The sequence below is a fragment of the Pedobacter psychrodurus genome (assembly GCF_004331735.1).
Classification (GTDB): domain Bacteria; phylum Bacteroidota; class Bacteroidia; order Sphingobacteriales; family Sphingobacteriaceae; genus Pedobacter; species Pedobacter psychrodurus.
Map to the genome: position 1 here is coordinate 284,688 of NZ_SJSO01000004.1, position 22,750 is coordinate 307,437.

The 22,750-nt window shown below is 38.9% G+C and carries 17 protein-coding genes; 12 read left to right on the forward strand and 5 right to left on the reverse strand.

Features of this window, described 5'->3' with window-relative positions:
- Positions 1-81: 81 nt before the first annotated feature.
- From EZ456_RS06380 to EZ456_RS06430, 11 genes are all read left to right on the forward strand, one after another.
- A complete protein-coding gene (locus EZ456_RS06380; protein ID WP_131528431.1) occupies positions 82-528 on the forward strand; it encodes a MaoC/PaaZ C-terminal domain-containing protein in 447 nt (148 codons plus the stop codon).
- Between the two features lie 148 nt (positions 529-676).
- Positions 677-1,978, forward strand: coding sequence for an L-fucose:H+ symporter permease (gene fucP / locus EZ456_RS06385; protein ID WP_131528433.1), 1,302 nt, complete (start codon positions 677-679; stop codon positions 1,976-1,978).
- A gap of 157 nt (positions 1,979-2,135) precedes the next feature.
- On the forward strand, positions 2,136-5,555 hold the full coding sequence (locus EZ456_RS06390) for a glycosyl hydrolase (protein WP_131528435.1): 3,420 nt from the start codon (positions 2,136-2,138) through the stop codon (positions 5,553-5,555).
- Between the two features lie 25 nt (positions 5,556-5,580).
- The gene (locus tag EZ456_RS06395) at positions 5,581-6,171 is read left to right on the forward strand and encodes a hypothetical protein (RefSeq protein ID WP_131528437.1); all 591 of its coding nucleotides are present in this window, start codon (positions 5,581-5,583) and stop codon (positions 6,169-6,171) included.
- A 44-nt stretch (positions 6,172-6,215) separates the two neighbouring features.
- Positions 6,216-8,279 carry an aceric acid hydrolase gene (locus EZ456_RS06400; RefSeq protein WP_225876485.1) on the forward strand — a complete coding sequence of 688 codons (2,064 nt, stop codon included), beginning with the start codon at positions 6,216-6,218 and terminating at the stop codon, positions 8,277-8,279.
- A gap of 148 nt (positions 8,280-8,427) precedes the next feature.
- Entirely contained in the window at positions 8,428-9,858 is a 1,431-nt protein-coding gene (locus EZ456_RS06405) for a sialate O-acetylesterase (RefSeq protein ID WP_131528439.1), read from the forward strand.
- Between the two features lie 2 nt (positions 9,859-9,860).
- Positions 9,861-12,266 (forward strand): DUF5703 domain-containing protein, encoded by a 2,406-nt coding sequence (locus EZ456_RS06410; protein WP_225876486.1) that lies wholly within the window; start codon positions 9,861-9,863, stop codon positions 12,264-12,266.
- Between the two features lie 272 nt (positions 12,267-12,538).
- Positions 12,539-13,327, forward strand: coding sequence for an SDR family oxidoreductase (locus tag EZ456_RS06415; RefSeq protein ID WP_131528443.1), 789 nt, complete (start codon positions 12,539-12,541; stop codon positions 13,325-13,327).
- A 124-nt stretch (positions 13,328-13,451) separates the two neighbouring features.
- Positions 13,452-14,471, forward strand: a complete 1,020-nt coding sequence (locus EZ456_RS06420) for a zinc-binding alcohol dehydrogenase family protein (RefSeq protein ID WP_131528445.1) — start codon at positions 13,452-13,454, stop codon at positions 14,469-14,471.
- 183 nt (positions 14,472-14,654) lie between these two features.
- Positions 14,655-14,849 (forward strand): transcriptional regulator, encoded by a 195-nt coding sequence (locus EZ456_RS06425; RefSeq protein WP_131528447.1) that lies wholly within the window; start codon positions 14,655-14,657, stop codon positions 14,847-14,849.
- 8 nt (positions 14,850-14,857) lie between these two features.
- Complete coding sequence (locus tag EZ456_RS06430; protein WP_317129997.1) at positions 14,858-15,112, forward strand: virulence protein; 255 nt, start codon at positions 14,858-14,860, stop codon at positions 15,110-15,112.
- 267 nt (positions 15,113-15,379) lie between these two features.
- Here EZ456_RS06430 and araA read toward each other — a convergent pair whose 3' ends face one another.
- From araA to EZ456_RS06450, 4 genes are all read right to left on the reverse strand, one after another.
- The gene (gene araA, locus EZ456_RS06435) at positions 15,380-16,870 is read right to left on the reverse strand and encodes an L-arabinose isomerase (protein WP_131528451.1); all 1,491 of its coding nucleotides are present in this window, start codon (positions 16,868-16,870) and stop codon (positions 15,380-15,382) included.
- Positions 16,871-17,529: 659 nt separating this feature from the next.
- Entirely contained in the window at positions 17,530-18,231 is a 702-nt protein-coding gene (locus tag EZ456_RS06440; RefSeq protein WP_131528453.1) for an L-ribulose-5-phosphate 4-epimerase, read from the reverse strand.
- Positions 18,228-19,928 (reverse strand): ribulokinase, encoded by a 1,701-nt coding sequence (locus EZ456_RS06445; RefSeq protein WP_131528455.1) that lies wholly within the window; start codon positions 19,926-19,928, stop codon positions 18,228-18,230. The genes EZ456_RS06440 and EZ456_RS06445 overlap by 4 nt, the downstream gene beginning before the upstream one ends.
- A 149-nt stretch (positions 19,929-20,077) precedes the next feature.
- Entirely contained in the window at positions 20,078-20,950 is an 873-nt protein-coding gene (locus tag EZ456_RS06450; RefSeq protein WP_131528457.1) for an alpha/beta hydrolase, read from the reverse strand.
- A gap of 256 nt (positions 20,951-21,206) precedes the next feature.
- Between EZ456_RS06450 and EZ456_RS06455 the strand changes: the two genes are divergently transcribed.
- On the forward strand, positions 21,207-21,563 hold the full coding sequence (locus tag EZ456_RS06455; protein ID WP_131528459.1) for a VOC family protein: 357 nt from the start codon (positions 21,207-21,209) through the stop codon (positions 21,561-21,563).
- Positions 21,564-21,643: 80 nt separating this feature from the next.
- Here the strand turns inward: EZ456_RS06455 and EZ456_RS06460 are convergent, their stop codons facing one another.
- A complete protein-coding gene (locus EZ456_RS06460; RefSeq protein ID WP_131528461.1) occupies positions 21,644-22,741 on the reverse strand; it encodes a LytTR family transcriptional regulator in 1,098 nt (365 codons plus the stop codon).
- Between the last annotated feature and the right edge of the window lie 9 nt (positions 22,742-22,750).

Here is a 22,750-nt window from a genome sequence, read left to right on the forward strand (position 1 = left end):
ACGAAGCAATCTGTTTGCAAGAAAGATTGCTTCGCTTTGATGAAAAATCAAAAGCTCGCAATGACGGAATAAAATAAAATTATGTATTTCAAATCAACATTTTTTGAAGATTATCAATTACAGGATAAACGTGTAACACTAGGCCGCACGATAACGGAAACCGATTTTGTAGTTCATGCAGGTCATACCGGTGATTTCTTTCCACACCACATGGATGCAGAATGGTGTGCTACACAGCCATTTAAGCAAAGAATTGCACACGGAACAATGGTCTTTAGTATTGGGATCGGTTTAACTGCATCAGAAATCAATCCTGAGGCCATGAGTAAAGGATATGATAAACTGCGTTTTGTAAAACCTGTTTTCATTGGCGATACCATTCATTCAGCAATCACAATTGCTGAAAAAGGAGATAGCAAAAGACCAGCCTATGGCACTGTAACTGAACATGTAGAAATCATTAACCAGCATGGGGAAGTTGTATTAGTTTGCGATCATCTTTTGGTGGTGAAGAAAAAAGTTCATTAGTTCAATGGTCAATAGTTCATTTGTTTGGGTGCATATAGCGATAGTTTTAATAACAGCATTACAATGAACGATTTACACCTATGAACTAATAATAATATACAAAGGAATAATTAATCAATAACAACGAACTAAACACACTAATGAACCAATGACTAATGAACCAATAACCACACAGCCAGAAATTGTAACTGAGGGCGATTCGTCATCAGGAAAAAAGTATTTATTACCGTTTATACTCGTAATAAGCTTGTTTTTCCTTTGGGGAATGGCGCATAACCTCGATTCGATTCTGATTCCACACCTAAAAAAAGCCTGTAATCTAAATAACAGACAATCGACTTTAATCGATACCTCTGTTTTCCTCGCTTATTTTTTAATGGCTATTCCTGCCGGAATGGTTTTGAAAAAATGGGGATATAAAGCGACTATGATTTCAGGCTTGCTAGCTTTTGCTTTCGGTGCATTTCTATTTGTACCAGCTGCTAATAACCTGTCGTACATTACATTTTTGATTGCGCTTTTTATCATTGGTTGTGGTTTAACCATGCTCGAAACTTCAGCAAATCCTTATGCCGCTGTATTGGGCGATCCTGCAAAAGCAACGAGTAGATTAAATCTTGCTGCATCTTTTAATGGGTTGGCAGCAATGGTTGCACCAATGATAGGTGGATTGTTTATTCTTTCAGGCAAATCACACACTAAAGAAGAATTGGCCGCCATGACAGATGCAACTAGAAACAGTTATTTCTTGGAAGAGGCAGCATCAGTTAAAACGCCATACATCACCTTAGGGATTGTTTTATTGGTAATAGCAGTAGTATTTTACTTTATTCACCTTCCTGAAATTAAAACAAAAAGTATAGATGGCGAAGCTAAAGGAAGTTTTTTTGGCGCATTAAGGCATAAACATCTAAAATGGGCGGTTGTTGCCCAGTTTTTCTATGTTGGTGCACAGGTTTGCGTAACCAGTTTTTTCATTAGGATGGCACAACAGGGCGGTGGTTTTGACGAAAAAACAGCTGCATCATATTTGGTTGTTTATGGATTTTTATTTACCGCTGGCCGTTTCGCAGGAACGGCGCTCTTACAGTTTATATCGTCAAATAAATTGCTTGTGATTTATGCAATTATATCAATAATCTTGTGTTTGGTTGCCATTTTAGGTAAAGGTTCTTATGTAGTTTATGCTTTAGGTGCTATTGGATTCTTTATGTCAATTATGTTTCCAACCATTTTTGCCCTAGGAATTGATGGAATCGGTGATGATACAAAACCAGGTTCTTCCTGGCTCATCATGTCTATTGTTGGTGGTGCAATTTTACCATTTGGAATGGGCAGTTTAATCGATGTGTATGGAGATAATATCCAGATCGGCTACAGCATTCCATTAGTCTGTTTTTTAGTTATTCTTTATTTCGGCTTAAGAGGTTATAAAATCGCACACAAATAAATATATTTCGTCATCCGATAGCTATCGGATGCGAGAGCTTGCTCCGATTTTTCGGAGAGGAACGACAGCCTGTCCCGACTTTTCGGGGTGGCAAGCTGTTAAGAAAAATTGCTTCAGGTGTTAAAACCAATTCTTACAATGGTAATAAGGTAAAATAATGAAATTAAGGTTTAGCAAAATTCTAATATTCACTTTGTTGGCAAGCTGTAGCTTTTCGGTAACTGTTTTTGCGCAACAAAATGAAAACGCAAAACCTTGGGTATTTTGGTATTGGGTAAAAGGAGGAGTCTCAAAAGAGGGCATCACTGCCGACTTAGAGGCAATGAAATCAAATAGTATTGCAGGTGCATACTTAATGAGCATTCAAGGACCAGATAAAACGCCAGTTTATTCGCCACCTGCAGTTCAGCTAACACCTGAATGGTGGAAAATGGTTGAGTTTGCGATGGCTGAAGCCAAACGCTTAAACCTGAAATTGGGAATGCATGTGAGTGATGGTTTCGCATTGGCTGGTGGCCCATGGATTACACCAGCGCTTTCCAAGCAAAAGGTAGTATGGTCAAAGATAAACATCAGTAATTCAAACACTAAAATCACTTTACCTCAACCTGAATCAAAAGAAAATTATTATAAAGATATAGCGGTTTACGCTTATCCATCGCCAGTTGGCGAAAACATTTCAACAAGAACGGTTATCCCAAAAATTACAGCGAGCAACGGTACTGATGCAACAGGCTTGGTCCAACTTGGGAATAAGAAAAATTTTGGTTCAAATGAGCCTTGTTATATTCAGTACGAATTTGCGAAACCCTTTACTTGCAGAACGGTAACCATTAAAATCAGTGGAAACAATTATCAGGCGCAGCGTTTAGCCATTGGGGTAAGTGATGACGGAAAAAATTTCCGACCCATAGGTAGGTTAGAAGCGCCCCGTCACGGCTGGCAAGATACAGATGAAGATATAACACATTCCATTGCACCTACAACGGCTAAGTTTTTCAGGTTTATTTACGATAAAAAAGGCTCAGAACCGGGTTCAGAAGATCTAGATGCAGCCAAATGGAAACCTTCTTTAAAACTCTTGAACCTCGAATTATCATCCGAAGCACAAATCAATCAGTTTGAAGGTAAAAACGGTTCTATTTGGCGGGTGAGTAAAAGAAGCACAGAAGCACAAATTGCTAATAACTTCTGTGTTCCCCTGAATAAAATCATAAACCTAACGGATAAATTAAATCCAGACGGAACTTTAAATTGGTCGGTACCAAAAGGCAATTGGACAATCTTAAGGCTTGGCCATACTTCTACAGGACATACCAATGCAACTGGTGGTGGTGGAAAAGGATTAGAATGTGATAAATTTAATCCAGAAGCGGTAAAACTACAATTCGAGAATTGGTATGGCGAAGCTTTAAAACACGGTGGACCAGAAATAGCGAAAAAAGTATTAAGTGTTTTCCACGTAGATAGCTGGGAGTGTGGGAGTCAGAACTGGTCGCCAGTATTCAAGGCTGAGTTTTTAAAGCGTAGAGGTTACGATTTAACGCCTTATTTACCCATCATGACCGGATTACCAGTAGAAAATGCGTGGGTATCCGAAAACTTCCTCTATGATGTAAGAAAAACGATTTCTGAATTGGTTGTTGATCAGTTTTATAAAACGCTGGCGAAATTGGCAAAAGAGCGGGGCGTAACTTTTACGGCAGAAAGTATTGCACCAACGATGATGAGCGATGGTTTAATGCATTACAAAACGGTTGACATCCCGATGGGCGAATTTTGGCTAAACAGCCCTACACATGATAAACCAAACGATATGTTGGATGCCATTTCAGGGGCACATATTTATGGAAAAAACATTATCCAGGCGGAGGCATTTACCACCGTTCGGATGGATTGGAACGAAAGTCCTGCAAATATGAAAACCTTGCAGGATCGTAATTATGCCCTTGGGATCAATAAACTGGTGTATCATGTTTTTACACATAATCCCTGGACAGATCGGAAACCAGGTATGACTTTAGATGGAGTGGGGCTTTACTTTCAACGCGATCAAACCTGGTGGAAGGCGGGAAAAGCCTGGATCGAATATGCAGAACGGACTCAAAATTTACTTCAACAGGGCAAACCAGTTGTCGACATCGCCGTTTTCACTGGAGAAGAATTACCCCGCCGTTCAGTTTTACCAGATCGTTTGGTTGAGACTTTGCCCGGCATTTTTGGTGCAGATGTAGTGGAGGCTGAAAAGAAACGTTTGGCAAATATTGGTGAACCTTTAAGGCAAATTCCTGCTGGTGTAACACATTCGGCAAACATGGCTGATCCCGAAAACTGGGTAAATCCACTGCGGGGCTATGCATACGATAGTTTTAATCCTGATGTATTGAGTACGGCAACCGTTAAAGATGGCAATGTTGTTTTTGAAAGCGGTGCAACTTATAAAATTTTGGTTATACCTGGTTTTATGAAAATGAATCCGAATTATCAATACATCAGCTATCAAACGATTAAAAAACTTTTAGAATTGATTAAGGCCGGTGCTAAAGTAATTATTGCAGATAAACCGCTGTACCAAAATGGAATTAAACAAGTTAATGAAACTGAATTCAATAAAGTTATAGAAGAAATTTGGGAAGGGAATTTTGAGTCTTATAAAAATAATGGTCGACCAGTTTATAAAAAGAAGTTAGGTTTAGGACAAATTTTTAAAGCCCCATTTTTTGGTGAAACATTCGGCGTTTTAGGATTGAATCCAGATTTTTATTCAATAGAAAATGGAGCCATTTCTGAACCAATTAGTTACGCAAAAAATGTCGCTTATACACATCGAAAAAATAGTGAACTTGATATTTATTTCCTCTCGAATCAAGAAAATAGGCCTAGGGAATTTAGGTTTTCATTACGTACAGCGGATAAAGTCCCAATGATTTATAATGCTGTAACCAATGAAAAAACTAAAATAAAACGGTGGTCTTTGATTGATGGTAGAACTGTTTTCAATTTAAAACTGGAAGCAAATCAATCTGTATTTATTCTATTTGAAGAATCAACAACCCAAAAGGCTTCTAAAGAGGGAAACAACTGGTCTAATTTTAAAACCATTCAAGATATTTCCAAATCATGGCAAGCCAAATTCGACACCGCTTATGCTGGCCCCTCAAAGCCTATCATTTTTAACGACTTAAGCGATTGGACAAAAAGCAGCGACAGTTTAGTGAAATACTATTCGGGAACTGCAACATACAGCAAAAATTTCACCTTCAATGGAGACCTTAAAGATAAAATCTGGCTTGATTTGGGTGATTTCTCTAGTATCGCCGAAGTAAAAATCAATGGAATAAACTGCGGTACGCTGTGGACTGCTCCACATCGGTTAGAAATTAGTAAAGCCATTAAAAAAGGCGAGAATCAAATTACTATTGAAGTGACCAATACCTGGGCTAACCGTTTAATAGGCGATAGCAAATTACCAGAAAATAAGAGAATTACCAAAACAACTGCGCCTTTTAGGTTAGAAGGTAAACCGTTAAATCCTGCAGGGTTATTAGGTCCAGTAATGATACAATTGGAAGAGTAAATGGGAGTTTAATATTTCAAAATAAATGAAAAAAATAATTGTATTACTTCTGGCTTTTACCCAAACTATTGTTTACGCTCAACAAAAGAAGGTGAAGGATAATTTTAATGTCCAGATCAGATTAGAAAGGGGCGATTTAAATAAAGATGGTTTAACCGACAAAACCGTAATTATGATGGATACGATCGATACAGTGGTTCCTTTAAGGTTGCAAATATTTTTTTTACAACCCAATAAGAAATTTAAATTGGTTTTCTCTTCAACTGATGTAATTGAACCCCAATATATAAACGGTACACATACTAAAAATACAATTCCATATTTTTTTATTGAAAATGGATTTTTATTAATGAACGCTGAAAAAAATGATGTTCGCTTTGAGTATAAATTCATCTACAAAAATGGAACTTTTCAATTGCTTAAAGTCTCTAGCGTAGTTTATGATGGGCAAAATTCGACAACTGAGACTGCATTTGATCTTTTAACAGGAGTTAGAACTGAAACTACAACGCCCTTAGGTTCCGGAAAAATCCTAAATAAAAATATAAAGAAAATGATGATCAGGCCATTACCTACGCTTCAAAATCTAAGGACTTTTGGTAATAAATTAGATTGATAACACTAAACTAGAAACATTTCCAGGTTAAAAACTAAAAAGTAATGAAAAAGCTACCTCATATAACCGAAAATTTTGTCCTGCAGACTTTACGATTTCAGGTAATTATTTGCACAACGCTTTTTCTAACGTTAAGCTCGAAAGCCCAAGACAAAGCTTTGGTTAACACATCAAATTCGCCATATGCGAAATTGCATAGCATCAATATGGCAGATGTAACCTGGACAAAAGGCTTTTGGGCCGATCGTTTCAAGGTAGCTACCGAAACCATGGTGCCGAATATGTGGGCCATTTACAACGATCCAAAAATCAGTCATGCTTTCCAAAATTTCAAAATTGCAGCAGGATTGGATACCGGATCTCATTCGGGACCATCATTCCACGACGGCGATTATTACAAAACTTTAGAAGCTGTTGCCGTGCTGTATGCCTCAACTAAAAATCAAAAGTTGAACGAAATGATGGATAAAGCCATTGTGGTGATCGGTAAATCACAGCGTGAAGATGGATACATTTATACCAAGGCCATGATTGAGCAGCGAAAAACCGGTTCTAAAAACCAATTTCAGGATCGGTTGAGCTTCGAATCGTACAATATCGGGCATTTAATGACAGCAGGATGCATTCATTTCCGTGCAACAGGAAAAACAACTTTGCTCAACATTGCTAAAAAGGCAACCAACTATTTGTATAATTTCTACAAATCGGCATCACCAACGCTTGCTCGAAACGCCATTTGTCCGTCGCATTATATGGGAGTAATAGAAATGTACCGCACGACAAAAGATCCCCGATATTTAGAATTGGCCAAACATTTAATTGCCATTAAAGGTAAAATTAATGATGGAACAGACGATAACCAGGATCGGATTCCATTTTTGCAGCAAACTAAAGCCATGGGCCATGCCGTAAGGGCAAATTATCTTTATGCTGGTGTAGCTGATCTTTATGCCGAAACAGGAAAAGATTCGCTTTTAAATGCTTTGAATTTAATGTGGGATGATGTAAACCAACATAAAATGTACATTACAGGTGGTTGCGGTTCGCTTTACGATGGTACTTCACCAGATGGTACTTCTTATAATCCAGCTGATGTACAGAAAATCCACCAGGCATTTGGTCGCGACTACCAATTACCCAATTTTACCGCCCATAACGAAACCTGTGCGAATATTGGTAACGTACTCTGGAACTGGCGGATGTTGCAGATTACCGGTAATGCCAAATATGCTGATGTAATGGAACTGGCTTTGCATAACAGTGTGCTATCGGGGATTAGTTTAGATGGAAAGAACTTTTTATACACCAATCCATTGGCGCAATCGGATGATTTACCTTTCAAACAGCGCTGGTCGAAAGATAGAGTGCCCTATATTGCATTATCAAATTGCTGTCCGCCAAATGTGGTGCGTACCATTGCCGAGGTAAGTGATTATGCTTATAGCGTTTCAGATAAAGGTCTGTGGTTTAATTTATATGGAGGTAATAATTTAAGTACTAAATTAGCGGATGGAACTAAGATTTCTTTAGCTGAAGAAACGAATTATCCATGGGATGGACAGATAAAAATTACAATTAAAGAAACAGGGAATAAACCATATGCTGTGTTTCTCAGAATCCCTGCCTGGACACATGATGCACAAATTAGTATTAATGGAAAAACCGAAAATATTAAAGCCATTTCTGGAACTTACGCAGAAATTAACCGCGTTTGGAAAAAGGGAGATGTGATCGAATTAAACCTGCCAATGGAGGCCACCTTGATTGAGGCAAATCCTTTAGTGGAAGAAAACAGAAACCAGATTGCCGTAAAGCGCGGACCGATTGTTTACTGTTTAGAATCGACAGATCTGCCTGGCAAAAGTATTTTCAATGCTTTTGTACCCACATCAACAAAGTTCGAGGCCAAATCCATAAATATCGACGGTGCCGAAATGATGAGCCTGGTTGGAAATGCAAAAATCGTAGAGCCCAACAATTGGAAAAATGTATTGTATAGACCAATTGATAACAAGAATGTACAGACAGAGATAAAACTGGTCCCGTATTTTGCATGGGGAAATAGAGGCCATTCGGAAATGTCCGTGTGGTTGCCTGTGAGTAGATAAATACGTGCGATCGTCATTTCGAGCGGAGTGCAACGCAGTCGAGAAATCTATAGTAGATCTCTCCATTTCGCTACGCTACAGTCGAGATGACGACTCTTTTAAAGATTCTATCAATTGATTGGATCAAATATTTAATTGTTAAAAACAGATGAAACTAAAACTCTTCATACTCCTGAACCTCGCATGTTGCTTCATTGCATCTGCAACGGTTAAACCTGCATCTATTTTTACCGATCATATGGTTTTGCAACAGCAAAGTAATGTGGCTATTTGGGGCTGGGCCAAACCATCAACCAAAGTAAAAATCAATACTTCCTGGAACAAAAAAAGTTATGCAGTTATTTCTGATCAAACTGGTAAATGGAAAGTTAAAGTTACAACGCCGACAGCTGGTGGTCCATATGATATTGAGCTAAACGATGGTGAAAAACTGATTTTAACCGATATCTTAATTGGTGAAGTTTGGTTTTGTAGCGGACAATCGAACATGGAAATGCCCATGAAAGGTTTTAAAAGTCAACCCATAATCGGTTCAAATGAGGTAATTTTAAAATCATCAAATAAAAATATCAGGTTATATACCGTTCCGCGATCGTCAATAATAGAAAGACAAGACAACAGTAAACCATCACCATGGAAATTGGCCGCACCAGAAACCGTTTCAAATTTTAGTGCAACAGCTTATTACTTTGGCTCATTATTGAGTGAAATACTAAATGTACCCATTGGAATCATCAACGATAGTTATGGTGGTTCAACTATTGAGGCATGGATGTCGCCTGAGGATTTAAAACCTTATACCGAAATCAAAATCCCATCAAAAGGAGATAGTATTAAGGAAGTTAGCCGTACACCAACAACTTTGTATAACGGCATGCTTTATCCGGTGATTGGTTACGGAATTAAAGGTGCCATCTGGTATCAGGGCGAATCTAACTACGACCGTCCGGACCGTTACGAAGATCTATTTCCAGCAATGGTTTATTCATGGCGTAAAAACTGGGATAATAATGGTGATTTTCCATTTTACTATGCTCAAATTGCACCCTATAATTACAACTTCTCATCGTTATCCAAAGGAAGCAAAAACAACAATTCTGCCTATTTGAGAGATGCCCAGCGCAAATCCTTAGCTAAAATTCCAAATTCCGGAATGGCAGTTTTATTGGATATTGGTGAAGAAAAATCAATCCACCCGGCAAATAAAAAACAAGGAGGAGAAAGGCTGGCCTATTTGGCACTGGCTCAAACTTACGGCATTAAGGGTTTTGGTTTTGCAAGTCCCACTTATGAGTCATTAACGATTGAAAAAAATATGGCTGTAATCAAGTTTCAAAATGTACCAAATGGATTAACTTCTTTTGGTAAAGAACTATCTTTATTCGAAATTGCAGGTGCCGATCAAAAATTCTATCCAGCAAAAGCAGCCATAAAAGGAAGTAGTGTAAATGTTTCAGCAGCAGAAGTTAAAGTGCCTGTTGCTGTTCGTTATGCATTTAAAGATTTTATAATTGGTGATTTATTTGGGAATGATGGTTTGCCGGTTTCTTCATTCCGTACCGATAACTGGGATAATTAATAATGATTTTAACCACTAAGACACAAAGCACACCAAGTATTTCGGCCAAGAACTTAAATGTTCTTAGCTGTTTGATATGGTTAAAATTTATTTTACATCCTGCCTTATCTGCCATCAGGTGTCTTAGGTCGTTAAAATCAATGCCTTTCTTTGTGTTCTTTGTGCCTTTGTGCTTGATCGCCTCAATTGCTTTTTCTCAAGAAAAAGATAATGTCGTGTGGACCACACAAAGTAGAAATTCATCAGAATCGATGCCTGTTGGTGGGGGAGATATTGGCCTAAACCTTTGGGTAGAAAAAGGCGAAGTATACGTCTATCTATCCCGTAGTGGAACATTCGACGAAAATAATACCTTACTCAAACTCGGTCGCGTAAAACTGAAGCTAAGCCCGAACCCATTCGAAGGAAAAATCTTTAAACAAGAATTGATCTTAAAAGATGGTTATGCCCAGATTTCAGGCTCAAATGGCAAACTAAATACTCAAATTAAGGTTTGGGTTGATGTTTTTAATCCTATCGTTCACCTTGATATTAAATCGAACCAGAAAGTTACTACCGAGGCCAGTTACGAAAGCTGGCGTTTTGAAGATCGGATAACAAAGGGTAAAGAAAATAACCAGAATTCGTACAAATGGGCACCCCAAGGCATTGTAAAAACATTTAAAGACGAAATAAGCCTAAAAAATAATGTCGTTCAATTCTACCATCAAAATAAGTCAGAAACCGTTTTCGATGTTACCGTAAAACAGCAAGGATTGGAAGATAGGAAAGCTGATCTATTTAATCCTTTAAAAAATCTCATCTTCGGCGGCTCCATGCAAGGCAATAATATGGTGCCGACTGGAAATTACGCTGGAATATACCTCAATACACCATTTAAAGCATGGACTTTAAGAAGTAAAACGCCTTCCGTTTCAAATCATATCATTATTACGTTTAATACCTCAAAAACGGAATCAATTAGCGAATGGGAGAAGGATTTAAATGCTGTAGAGAACAAAACCGACCAGAAAGCCAGTATAAAATGGTGGAATGCTTACTGGAAAAAAAGTTTCATTTACATTAATGCTAAAGACGAAACCGCAAATCAATCTGCTAAAAACTATCAATTGTTCCGGTATATGTTGGGTTGCAATGCCTTTGGAAAATACCCAACAAAATTTAACGGCGGACTTTTTACCTTTGATCCTCAATTAACCGATACCACTTTAAAATATACACCAGATTTCAGAAACTGGGGCGGTGGAACACATACCGCTCAAAATCAGCGATTGGTTTATTGGCCAATGTTAAAAAGCGGAGATTTCGACCTCATGAAACCTCAGTTCGATTTCTATTTGGATTTATTAAAAAATGCAGAAATTAGATCGGAAGCAGCCTGGGGGCATAAAGGCGCGAGTTTTACGGAACAGTTAGAGAATTTTGGCCTACCAAACCCTGCTGAATATGGTTGGAAACGCCCTGCAGATTTTAACAAAGGTATGGAATATAACGCGTGGTTGGAATATGAATGGGACACTGTGTTAGAATTCTGTATGATGATTTTAGAAACTGAAAGATACGCAGGTAAAAATATCGAAAAGTACCTTCCTTTAATCGAAAGCTCGCTTACTTTTTTTAAAGAACATTATACTTATTTAGCAAAACAGCGGGGAGCAAAAGCTTTAGATGCCGAAGGGCATTTGATATTATATCCAGGTTCAGCAGCCGAAACGTACAAAATGGCTTACAATTCCACTTCTACAATTGCAGCTTTAAAAACGGTTCTGGAAAGATTGATTGAGCAACCAACTTTAACTGTAACCAAGAAAGCAGAATGGGCAGCAATGTTGAAGACCATTCCACCAATCAATTTCAGGCAATTTGATGGTCACACCACCATTTCTCCTGCAAAGGTTTGGGAACGTATCAATAATACAGAAAGTCCTCAATTGTATCCTGTTTATCCCTGGGGTATCTACGGAATAGGTAAACCTGGTTTAGATATCGCTATAAATACTTTTAAATACGATACCGACGTGCTGAAATTCAGAAGTCATATCGGCTGGAAACAAGATAATATTTTTGCAGCAAGACTAGGTTTAACAGAAGATGCTGCGAAGCTAACAACCGCTAAATTAAAAGATTCAGATAGAAGATTTCCTGCATTTTGGGGACCAGGGTTCGATTGGACACCAGACCACAATTGGGGCGGATCAGGTATGATTGGCTTACAGGAAATGCTGATGCAAGCTGATGGAAAGAAAATATATTTGTTTCCAGCTTGGCCAAAAGATTGGGATGTTCATTTCAAGCTTTATGCGCCTTATCAAACCACCGTTGAAGGAACGTTAAAAGATGGGAAATTAGTAGATTTGAGAGTATTGCCTGAATCAAGAAAAACGGATATTATTAAAATGATTAACTAAGTATCGTCATCCTGAGAAATCAGTTTTTAGAAAAACAATGGAGTGACGATGACAGGATACGGGATATCGTCATTCCCAACCCGATAGCTATCGGGTTGATTGGGAATCATAATGCCTTGATAGGGGTTTGTAGGTTGCATTAAGATTCCCGCCTGCGCGGGAAAGACGACGATTTTCAGAATCTGTCATTGGTAACTTGTTTCAGGATCTTAACAATTAGACCCTGAAACAAATTCAGGGTGGCGACACACTAAAATAATTTAGAAAAAAATATGGATTTACAGTTAAAAGAAAAAGTTATTATCATCACGGGTGCTGCAAAAGGCATTGGCCGTAGTATTGCAGAGGTGTTTGCCAAAGAAAATGCAATTGCCGTAATTGTGGGTAGAAAAGCAGAAGACAATCAGAAAGTTGTTGATGCTATAACTGCAAATGGAGGAAAAGCAGCACAGTTTGTGGCTGAGCTATCCAACCCTGACGATTGTGAAACCGTTGTGAAAAACATTGTAGATCAGTTTGGTAGAATTGATGGCTTAGTGAATAACGCAGGAGTTAATGATGGCGTAGGTTTAGAAAGTGGAAACTATAAAGACTTTATGGCATCGTTACATAAAAATGTAGTGCATTATTATTTGATGGCGCACCATGCTTTGCCAGAATTGATTAAAAGCAAAGGTGCAATTGTAAATATTACTTCTAAAACAGCAGAAACAGGGCAAGGAAATACTTCTGCTTATGCAGCTGCTAATGGTGGAAGAAATGCATTAACCAGAGAATGGGCCGTAGAGTTGCTAAAATATGGAATCCGCGTAAATGCAGTTGTTGTTGCTGAATGTTGGACACCTGCTTACGAAACCTGGATTGAAACTTTGGATAATGCGGAAGAAAAATTAAAAGAAATTACTTCGAAAATTCCTTTGGAAAACAGAATGACAACAGCCGAAGAAATTGCAAATATGACGGCCTTTTTAATGTCGAAGAAATCAAGCCATACCACCGGGCAGATTATCCATGTTGATGGCGGTTATGTTCATTTAGATAGGGCTTTGGCTAATGCTTAATCCCACTGACAACGTCATTTCGAGCGGAGTGCAACGCAGCCGAGAAATCTATCTAAGCAGATCTCTCCATTCCACTGCGCTTCAGTCGAGATGACGATTTTTCTTATTTAATCATTAAATCAAAATGAAAACCCTTACTTGTACAACACCTGGAACTTTCGAATATTCAGAAACTGAAAAACCTGAACTTAAAAAAGACCATGCCATTATAAAAATTAAACGTATCGGTATCTGCGGGACTGATTTGCATGCTTTTGATGGCACACAGCCATTCTTTAATTATCCTAGGGTATTAGGTCATGAGCTTTCTGGAGAATTGGTTGAGGCCGATGGAGCAGCAGATTTTAAAATAGGAGAGGCCGTTACTTTTATCCCATATTTTAATTGTGGCGAATGCATTGCTTGCCGAATGAACAAACCAAACTGCTGCGTTAAAATGCAGGTTTGCGGTGTACATGTTGATGGTGGTATGCGTGAATATTTACAGGTTCCATCCAGAACGCTTTTACATGGCGAAGGATTGAGTTATGATGAACTCGCCCTAGTTGAACCGCTAGCCATCGGTGCGCATGGCGTTCGCAGGGCAGGTGTTCAGCCTGGAGAATTTGTTCTTGTTATTGGTGCCGGGCCAATTGGTTTAGGTACAATGGAATTTGCCAGAATTGCTGGAGCCAACGTAATCGCCTTAGATATTAATGAAGATCGCCTGGCTTTCTGTAAAGATAAATTAAAGGTTACCCATGTGGTTAATGCAATTCAGCCTGATGTAGTGCAACAACTTAGCGATATGACCAATGGCGATATGCCAACGGTAGTAATCGATGCGACAGGTAATCAGAAGGCTATTAACAATGCTATAAACTATATGGCACATGGAGCGAGGTTCGTTTTAATCGGCTTGCAAAAAGGGGATTTAATTTTTAACCATCCTGAGTTTCACAAGCGTGAATCGACATTAATGAGCAGTAGAAATGCCACCATTGAAGATTTTGAACATGTAATTAAATCGATGAAAGCTGGTTTGGTTAATCCTACAAATTACATTACCCATCAGGTTAAATTCGAAGAAATAAAAGATGAGTTTGAAAGTTGGTTAGATCCAAAGAATGGGGTGATTAAAGCAATGGTTAGTGTAGGATTGTAGATGGTATTTTAGTTACGCGTCCTCCTGAACTTGTTTCAGGATCTATCCTGGTGTACAACTTTTTAAAATTAGATTGATATTTAACAATGGGCATAGTATTAAGTACATCTAAAACCATGTATACAGCTATAACGAAAATACTTATATTTGTGATAGCATTAAGTTTAACTATAAGAATTTCTTATGAAAATAGGTGATAGAGTTTCAATTTCTCCACAGGTAACTGATCGAACAGATTGGATTGATGGCGTTATTATAGAAATAGAAAAAAATCCATTTGCAGGTATTGTTATTACGGCAAAATCAGATGACGGTGAAGTTTTCTTTGAAAAAGAAGATCTTTTTAAACTTTTGGGCGAGGAAGCATGTACGCACTAAGCTTTGATATGACCATTTCTGATTTAAAAAAAGAATATGGTGAAAAATATCATAGTGCTTATGCTGAAATAAAAAATCATTTGACAGCTAGCGGCTTTTATTGGATTCAAGGAAGCACCTATGTTACAGAAGGAAATTTGACGGCAGTTTATAGAGCCATCAATATTCTATCCAACATTGACTGGTTTAGAAAATCAGTAAGAGATATTAGAGCATTTAAGGTTGAGGATTTTTCGGATTTCACCTCTATTGTAAAAGGATAGATATTCATAAAAAGATCCTGAAACAAGTTCAGGATGATGATCCTTGCTAAATCTATTTTTCAATTTACTTTACCTAATAGATCTCTCCACTTCGCGTTGCTTCGGTCGAGATGACCATTTTTTATTATTGGAACCTTGCGATATAAAAAGATCCTGAAACAAGTCCAGGAGGACGATCAAAGGGGATGACAATCACAGAATGACGATCGCATAAAAAAGCCGATAATCTTATGGTTATCGGCTTTTAGATTAAGCGTTAATTAATAATTATTTATAAAAAACCTCATTCCAATGCAATTCATTTCTGAACTGATTGATTTTGGTATCAGCACCGATATTTACATATTCTAAGCCAGCAATATTCGCAAAATCCAACAAATGCTCGGTCGTTAAATTCTGGCTATAAGCGGTATGGTGGGCACCACCAGCATAAATCCATGCTGCACAACCTGTTTTCATATCAGGTAATGGTTTCCACAATACGCGTGCAACAGGCAAGTTTGGTAAATCATGTTCAGCTTCAACCGCTTTTACTTCATTCACTAACAGACGAAAACGGTTGCCCATATCAATTAAAGATGCATTTAAAGCATCGCCACCAGCGACATTAAAAACCAAACGGGCAGGATCAGCTTTACCACCAATACCCAATGGATGAACCTCTAAACTTGCTTTACCGCTAGCCAAAGAAGCATCAACCTCAAGCATGTGTGAGCCTAAAACCATCGAATTAGCCGGATCGAAGTGGTAGGTATAATCTTCCATAAATGCATTTCCACCAGCTAAACCTGCACCCATTACCTTACAGGCACGTACTAAAGCCGCAGTTTTCCAATCACCTTCACCCGCAAAACCATAACCATCGGCCATTAAACGTTGCGCTGCAATTCCTGGTAATTGAATCATACCATGCAAATCTTCAAAAGTATCTGAGAAACCTTTAAAGCCACCTTCTTCCAGGAATTTTCTTAATCCCAATTCAATTTTGGCTGCTTCGTAAACAGATGAATGTCTGGTACCACCAACTTTTAAATCATCGGCCATTTCGTAAGTAGCTTCGTATTCCTTTAATAAGGCCTGAATCGAATCCTCACTTATTCCATTAATTACCGCCACCAAATCACCTATACCATAAGTATTTACGGCAAATCCGAATTTCATTTCAGCTTCTACTTTATCGCCATCTGTAACCGCTACATAACGCATATTATCACCAAAGCGAGCGAATTTAGCGCCTTGCCAATCGTGCCAGCCAGCAGCAGCCCTGCACCAGGTATCAATCTGTTTTGCAACTTCTTCATCCTGCCAATGACCTACAACTACCTTACGGTCTTTACGCATGCGCGAAACCATAAAACCAAATTCACGGTCTCCATGAGCACTTTGGTTGAGGTTCATGAAATCCATATTGATGGTATTCCATGGAATATCGCGATTAAACTGTGTATGTAAATGCAATAAAGGTTTTTGCAAAACATTTAAGCCTCTGATCCACATTTTAGCAGGAGAGAAGGTATGCATCCAGGTCATTACCCCAATACAGTTCTCATCAATATTAGCTTGTTGCAAGGTTTCGAAAATTTCCTCTGTAGTTTTTACAATCGGCTTGTACACTACCGAAACAGAAATACTTCCGTTTTGGTTTAACGAATCGGCCACTTGTTGCGCGTGCGCCGCCACTTGTTTTAAGGTTTCTTCACCGTACAAATGTTGCGTACCCGTAATAAACCAAACTTGTAATTTTTTTAAATCAATCATTACTATTTATGTTATTTTTAATTTATATTCTATTTTAAACCTCGCAGGTTTTTAAAACCTACGAGGTTTCTTAAGCTGAATTTATTCCTTTTTTTTGAAAAGCAAGGTTCCGTATTTCATCGGTTAGGATAGTCCTGCTTTCCGTTTTATTTCACCCACCTGCGGTTGGGCTCATGCTCACTTCAATCAGGTTTAGCTCACTTAGGTAAACCTTAAAATGCTAAACCCGACAGTAGCGAGATGCCGATTTTTTTCAATCGGCAGATGCGGGGGCGGGGCTTTCATTGCCTAAGCACCACTGCAATTGCTTTCCTAATCCTTTAAACTTTATTATCCCCTCAAAACTCCGAACTAATAACTCAAAACTCATTTCTGTCCATAATAAGCTCCATCTCCATGTTTCCGCTTTCCGTTTTATTTCACCCACCTGCGGTTGGGCTCATGCTCACTTCAATCAGGTTTAGCTCACTTAGGTAAACCTTAAAGGTTAAACCCGACAGAAGCGGCAGCTCCCGATTCTTTACCGATGAATCGGCACTAAATTAGCATCGGGACTATAGCGAATGGCGGGGCTTTCGTTTCCTAAGCACCACTGTACTTGCTTTCCAAAACCCTTAATTCAATTTATGCAACCAAACTCCAAACTCCCAGCTCTAAACTCACTTCTGTCCATAATAAGCTCCATCTCCATGTTTCCGCTCGTAATGTTTCTCTATCAACGAATCTTTCAGCTTTGGTGCCTGCGGATTGATCTGTTCTGTTAACAAAGCCATTTGTGCCACGGTTTCTAAAACCGCACTATTGTAAACTGCTTTCTCGGCTGTTTTCCCCCAGGTAAAAGGAGCGTGGTTACCCACCAAAATCATTTCGACTTCTTTATAACTTAAACCTAGACTTTCAAAATGGTTCATGATCTGAAAACCCGTTTCATACTCGTAATTTCCTTTGATCATTTCATCAGCCATTGGTGGTGCACAAGGAATATCAACGGTTAAATGGTCGGCATGGGTGGTTCCGAAAATTGGAATTGCCCTTTGCGCCTGTGCCCAGGCTGTGCCATAAGTAGAGTGTGTATGCACAATTCCACCAATTTCTGCCCAGTGTTTATATAAAACCGCATGGGTTTTAGTATCCGACGAGGGACGTAAATCCCCTTCAACAGTATTTCCGTCAAAATCTACAATCACCATTTTTTCAGGTAACAAATCTTCGTAGGGCACACCACTTGGTTTAATGGCAAAAACACCTTTCGATCGATCTGCAGCACTCACATTTCCGAAGGTAAAAAGTACCAGCCCCAATTTGGGCAACTGCATGTTGGCCTGGTAAGCCTGCTCTTTTATATCTTGATAGTTGCTCATGATAAGTAAGGTTTTACATCTTTTTTATTGTATTTCTCCAGGTATCTGCCTAGCCCCAAATATTGTTGGTAATGCTGGCGGTAAAGTTTTTGCTTTTTAATATTGGGTTTGTATTCTTTCTCAAAACCTGTTCCCATGGCCGCCATCGCTGCTTCGATATTTGGATAAATACCTGCCGCTACAGCAGCAAACATAGCCGCACCTAATGCACAGGTATGCTCAAAACGGTGAATACGTATTGGCATTTCCAATACATCGGCCATCATTTGCATAATATAAGCCGATTTTTTTGCTACACCACCAATACCGATAATTCCTTTTACCGGAACGCCCTGTTCTTCAAAACGATCTACAATAGCTTTCGCACCAAAGCAGGTTGCTGCAGCTAACGCACGGAAAAACCGTGGCGCATCGGTCCCTAAACCTAAACCTGTTATCGCGCCTTTTAATTCTTGGTTTGCATCTGGTGTTCTACGACCGTTCAACCAATCGATAGCCAGTTCTGCATATTCCCCCTCTGGTAAAGCTGCAGCTTCGTTACTTAACCTAGCTATTATTTTTCCTTCGAGCTCTGCCTTTAATGCAGTAGCTGTAGCTTCATCAATTACATCAGATTCAGTAAGTAAATGGTTTAATGGCCAGCTGATTAAATTTTTAAACCAGGCATAAACATCGCCAAAAGCAGATTGACCAGCCTCTAAACCTGCCATACCCGGAATTACTGAGCCATTAACCTGTCCGCAGATGCCGTTAATCAATTTGCCATGTAAATCCTGGTTGGGTGCAACCAAGATATCACATGTACTTGTACCCATTACTTTACTCAAGTAGTAAGGCTCAATCTGTCCGCCAACTGCGCCCATGTGTGCATCAAATGCGCCAACACCAACAACTACATCAGTATCTAGACCCAGTTTTGTAGCCCACTCTTCGCTCAATGTTCCGGCAGGAATATCAGAAGTATAGGTATCGGTGAATAATTTATCTCTAAAGCCTGCTAATAGGGGGTCAAGACTACTAAAGAAATCTTCTGGCGGCAAACCATCAAACTCTTCTGCCCATAGTGCTTTATGCCCAGCAGCGCAACGGCTACGTTTCATTGCTGTAATATCGTTTCCACCACAAAGTAAAAAAGGTACCCAATCGCAATGTTCAACCCATGATGCTGCACCTTTTTTAATTGATTTATCAACCCTTAAAATGTGTAATAATTTAGACCAGAACCATTCTGACGAATAAATACCACCCACATATTTAAGGTAATTGGTGCTGAATTTTGTGGCATGTTCATTAATTTCTGCAGCTTCTTTTACAGACGTATGGTCTTTCCAAAGCACAAACATGGCATTTGGATTTTCTTCAAAATCTTTAGTTAAGGCAAGGGGAGTACCTGTTGCATCAACAGCGACCGGACTAGAACCAGTCGTATCAACTGAAATGCCTTTTACCAGATGTGCAATTTCAGCACCACCGGCTTTAGCCAGGCAATCTTTTATGGTGTGGGTTAAACCTTCAATATAATCTAATGGATGCTGGCGGAACTGATTAACAGCGGGTTTACAATATAACCCTTTCTGCCATCTTGGATAAAGAAAAACCGACGATGCTATTTCTTTTCCGTTTGCGGTATCGACTAGAACGGACCGGACAGAATCTGTCCCGTAATCCACTCCAATTACATAGTTTGCTGTGCTCATAACAATAAATAAATGTCTAATTAACGTTTATTTATTTGAATTAAGAAATTTTATTGATTTTTTAATCAAGAACCTTTATTTTAACATAATAGGGGCATTATTTTGTTTATGGGTTTTTGCATCCACTAGTGCTGGATATTTTTTAAATCCTAGTCTTTTTTCACTACAGGGTATAGAAATTTAAAAGAATTTGACACCGCCTGGTGCATAATCGTTGCATGGTTCTCCTGTGGTAAAAAATCGAAGTATACTTTTACACTTTTATTTTTGAACCCTTTTATTTTTTCAGTCAATAAATTTGCATCCACTTCCATTACCCTGGGTATTTCAGTTGGTGTTAGACCTTCCTTACCTACAGCAATGTAAACATCAGTTTGTTGCTTAAAAGTATTTTCCTTTATTTCTGAATCTTGATTCAACAACGAGCCATTATCCCACCATAAACTAGGACTAATAATAATGTATTTATTAAAAATTGCAGGTCTTTTAATCAGGATTTCAGTAGCCAGCAAACCGCCTAAAGATTGACCAATAAGGGTTTTGTTCGCATTCGTTTTATATTTTGCCTGAATATAGGGTTGAAGCTCTTTTTCAATAAAGGAAATAAATTTATCTGAATGGCCTGTTGTGGGATATCTTTTCTTGTCGCCCTCGATGGAGGTGTGGAAAGTAAAATCTCGTTTCCGATCTACAGTGGCAATGCCCACCACAATTGATTTAGGCACCTGATTTACCCATTCGAAACTGTTAAACTGCACAAGCCCTACAATATGAATGAAATCTTCATCGGCAGAACCATCAAGCAAATAAATTACCGGATATTTTGTGGTATCGTTTTGTTTATAGCCTTCGGGAAGGTAAATGTTCAAGATTCTTTTCTCAGCCAGTTCTTTTGATTGGATTTCGTCTATTAGGCCTAAAACAAATGGTTTACTTTTAGCAGTATCGGTTGATTTATTTTTTTGCCCGAAAACTACAGCAGTGGAAAAAGTTAAAAGAAGAATTAAAAATGCTTTATTCATATGTTAATTATAGGCTGTTTGGGGCGTTAAGACTTACTTAACTTGTCGACAGTTTTTTTGGAAAAATACAATTTTCATTTGGCCTGGTAAAATTGATGCTGCATTGCTATTAGAAAAACGATATGGTTTACGTTAATGGTGGTCAGGAGACTTCGAAAGAAATACAAAAGATTCAGATCGCGTCTAAGGAGTTTAGCCTTATCGTTTTTATATGGGATAATTTGTAAGTAGTTTTGCTTGTAGCAAAAAAATATTTATGAGCAATACCCCGCAGAAGTTAAAGCACCAGCAGGTGCAGTACCTTGAATTTCTTTCCCGCGACCTTGAAAAAGTCAAAGCATTTTATACAGCGGCTTTTGGATGGGTTTTTACCGATTACGGTCCTGAATATACCGCTTTTGAAGGGGATTTTGTAGACGGAGGTTTTACCATTGGAGCGCCGTTGAAAGGAAGCATCCTGGTTGTACTTTATTCGCAGGATTTAGAAGGAACCAAAACAAATGTGATCAATGCAGGAGGCGTGATTTCAAAAGAAATCTTTACTTTCCCAGGTGGACGCAGGTTTCAATTTCTTGATCCGGATGGTTATGAGCTTGCCGTGTGGTCGCTGTAATGGGCGGCTCCCTTCGCTATCGTTTTATAAGGTTATTATAGCGGTCAATTTTTAACAAAACAGCGCGTGAGGGGCCTACATTACCTGTCAAGCCATTTTTTAAATTCCGATACCTTGTTTTTACTGATCAATATAACCTCATCCGGCTCTGGCGAGACCACAATTTTCAGTTGGTTTTTGCCATAGATATAAATGGTTTTAATACAGTTAAGGCTAATGATAAACTGCCTGTTTGCACGGTAAAAGATCTCTCCGTCAAGCTGTTTCATTAGCTCATCAAGGCTTAATGCGGTAGCGTACCTTTTGCCATTGTGCGTGATGATATTAACAGCAGCACCATCTAAAAAGAAAAAGGCGATTTCAGTGATATCAAGGTGAATGAGTTCGTCTTTTAAATACGTGATCATCCGTTTCCGGGCAGTTTCCTTGTCTGGGTTTGATGAAACTACTGCATTTTCCTGTTGCAGCTTGGCCAACTGTTCATTTAAGTTGCCCAAAGTGTTCACTTTTTCATTCAGGCTACTGATCTCTAAGGAAACCGATTTTTCATATCGGCCATAAATCTGCCTGATCAGCATTAAACAACTGCCTATGATAATGACTGCAGTGGTGAAAAAACAAATAACAAACTGTGTGTAAAGGCCCGATAGTTCAGCCTGTAGTACTTCGATATTGGCATGTGCCGCCACGATCCAATCGCTGCCCTTAACCGGATAAATATTTACGATCTCTGAACTCCTGTTTTTCGCTTCCGAGAAACGCCTTGTACCGCCCATGCTTTTCTGCTGCGCAATGGCTTCATTAAAAGGTATTGATCCGTTTCTGGACTGAAGTATAGAATTGCCCCCTGCTATTTTCTGGCCGATGAGCGCCGGATTGGGGTGGCAGAGTTCGATGCCATTTTTATCATACATACAGATAAATTCGCTCTGGGTATCGGTGTTTTCTATACTTTGCTGCAGGTTGCGGATCACCTTTTGCTGCGCAAGTCCACTTTGCAGTTGTTGTTCGAGCAAGCGGCCGATTTCCCTGCTTTCCCTGGCGCCCGATTCCATTTTGCTGGCCCATAACTTCTCGGCAGCACTGTTATAAAGGTAACGGAAAGAAAAGTAACTGATCAGTGTTACCGTAACGCTTACAGTAACAAAAAGTAGCAGGTGTAATCGTCCTTTTAACATAGGAATTGG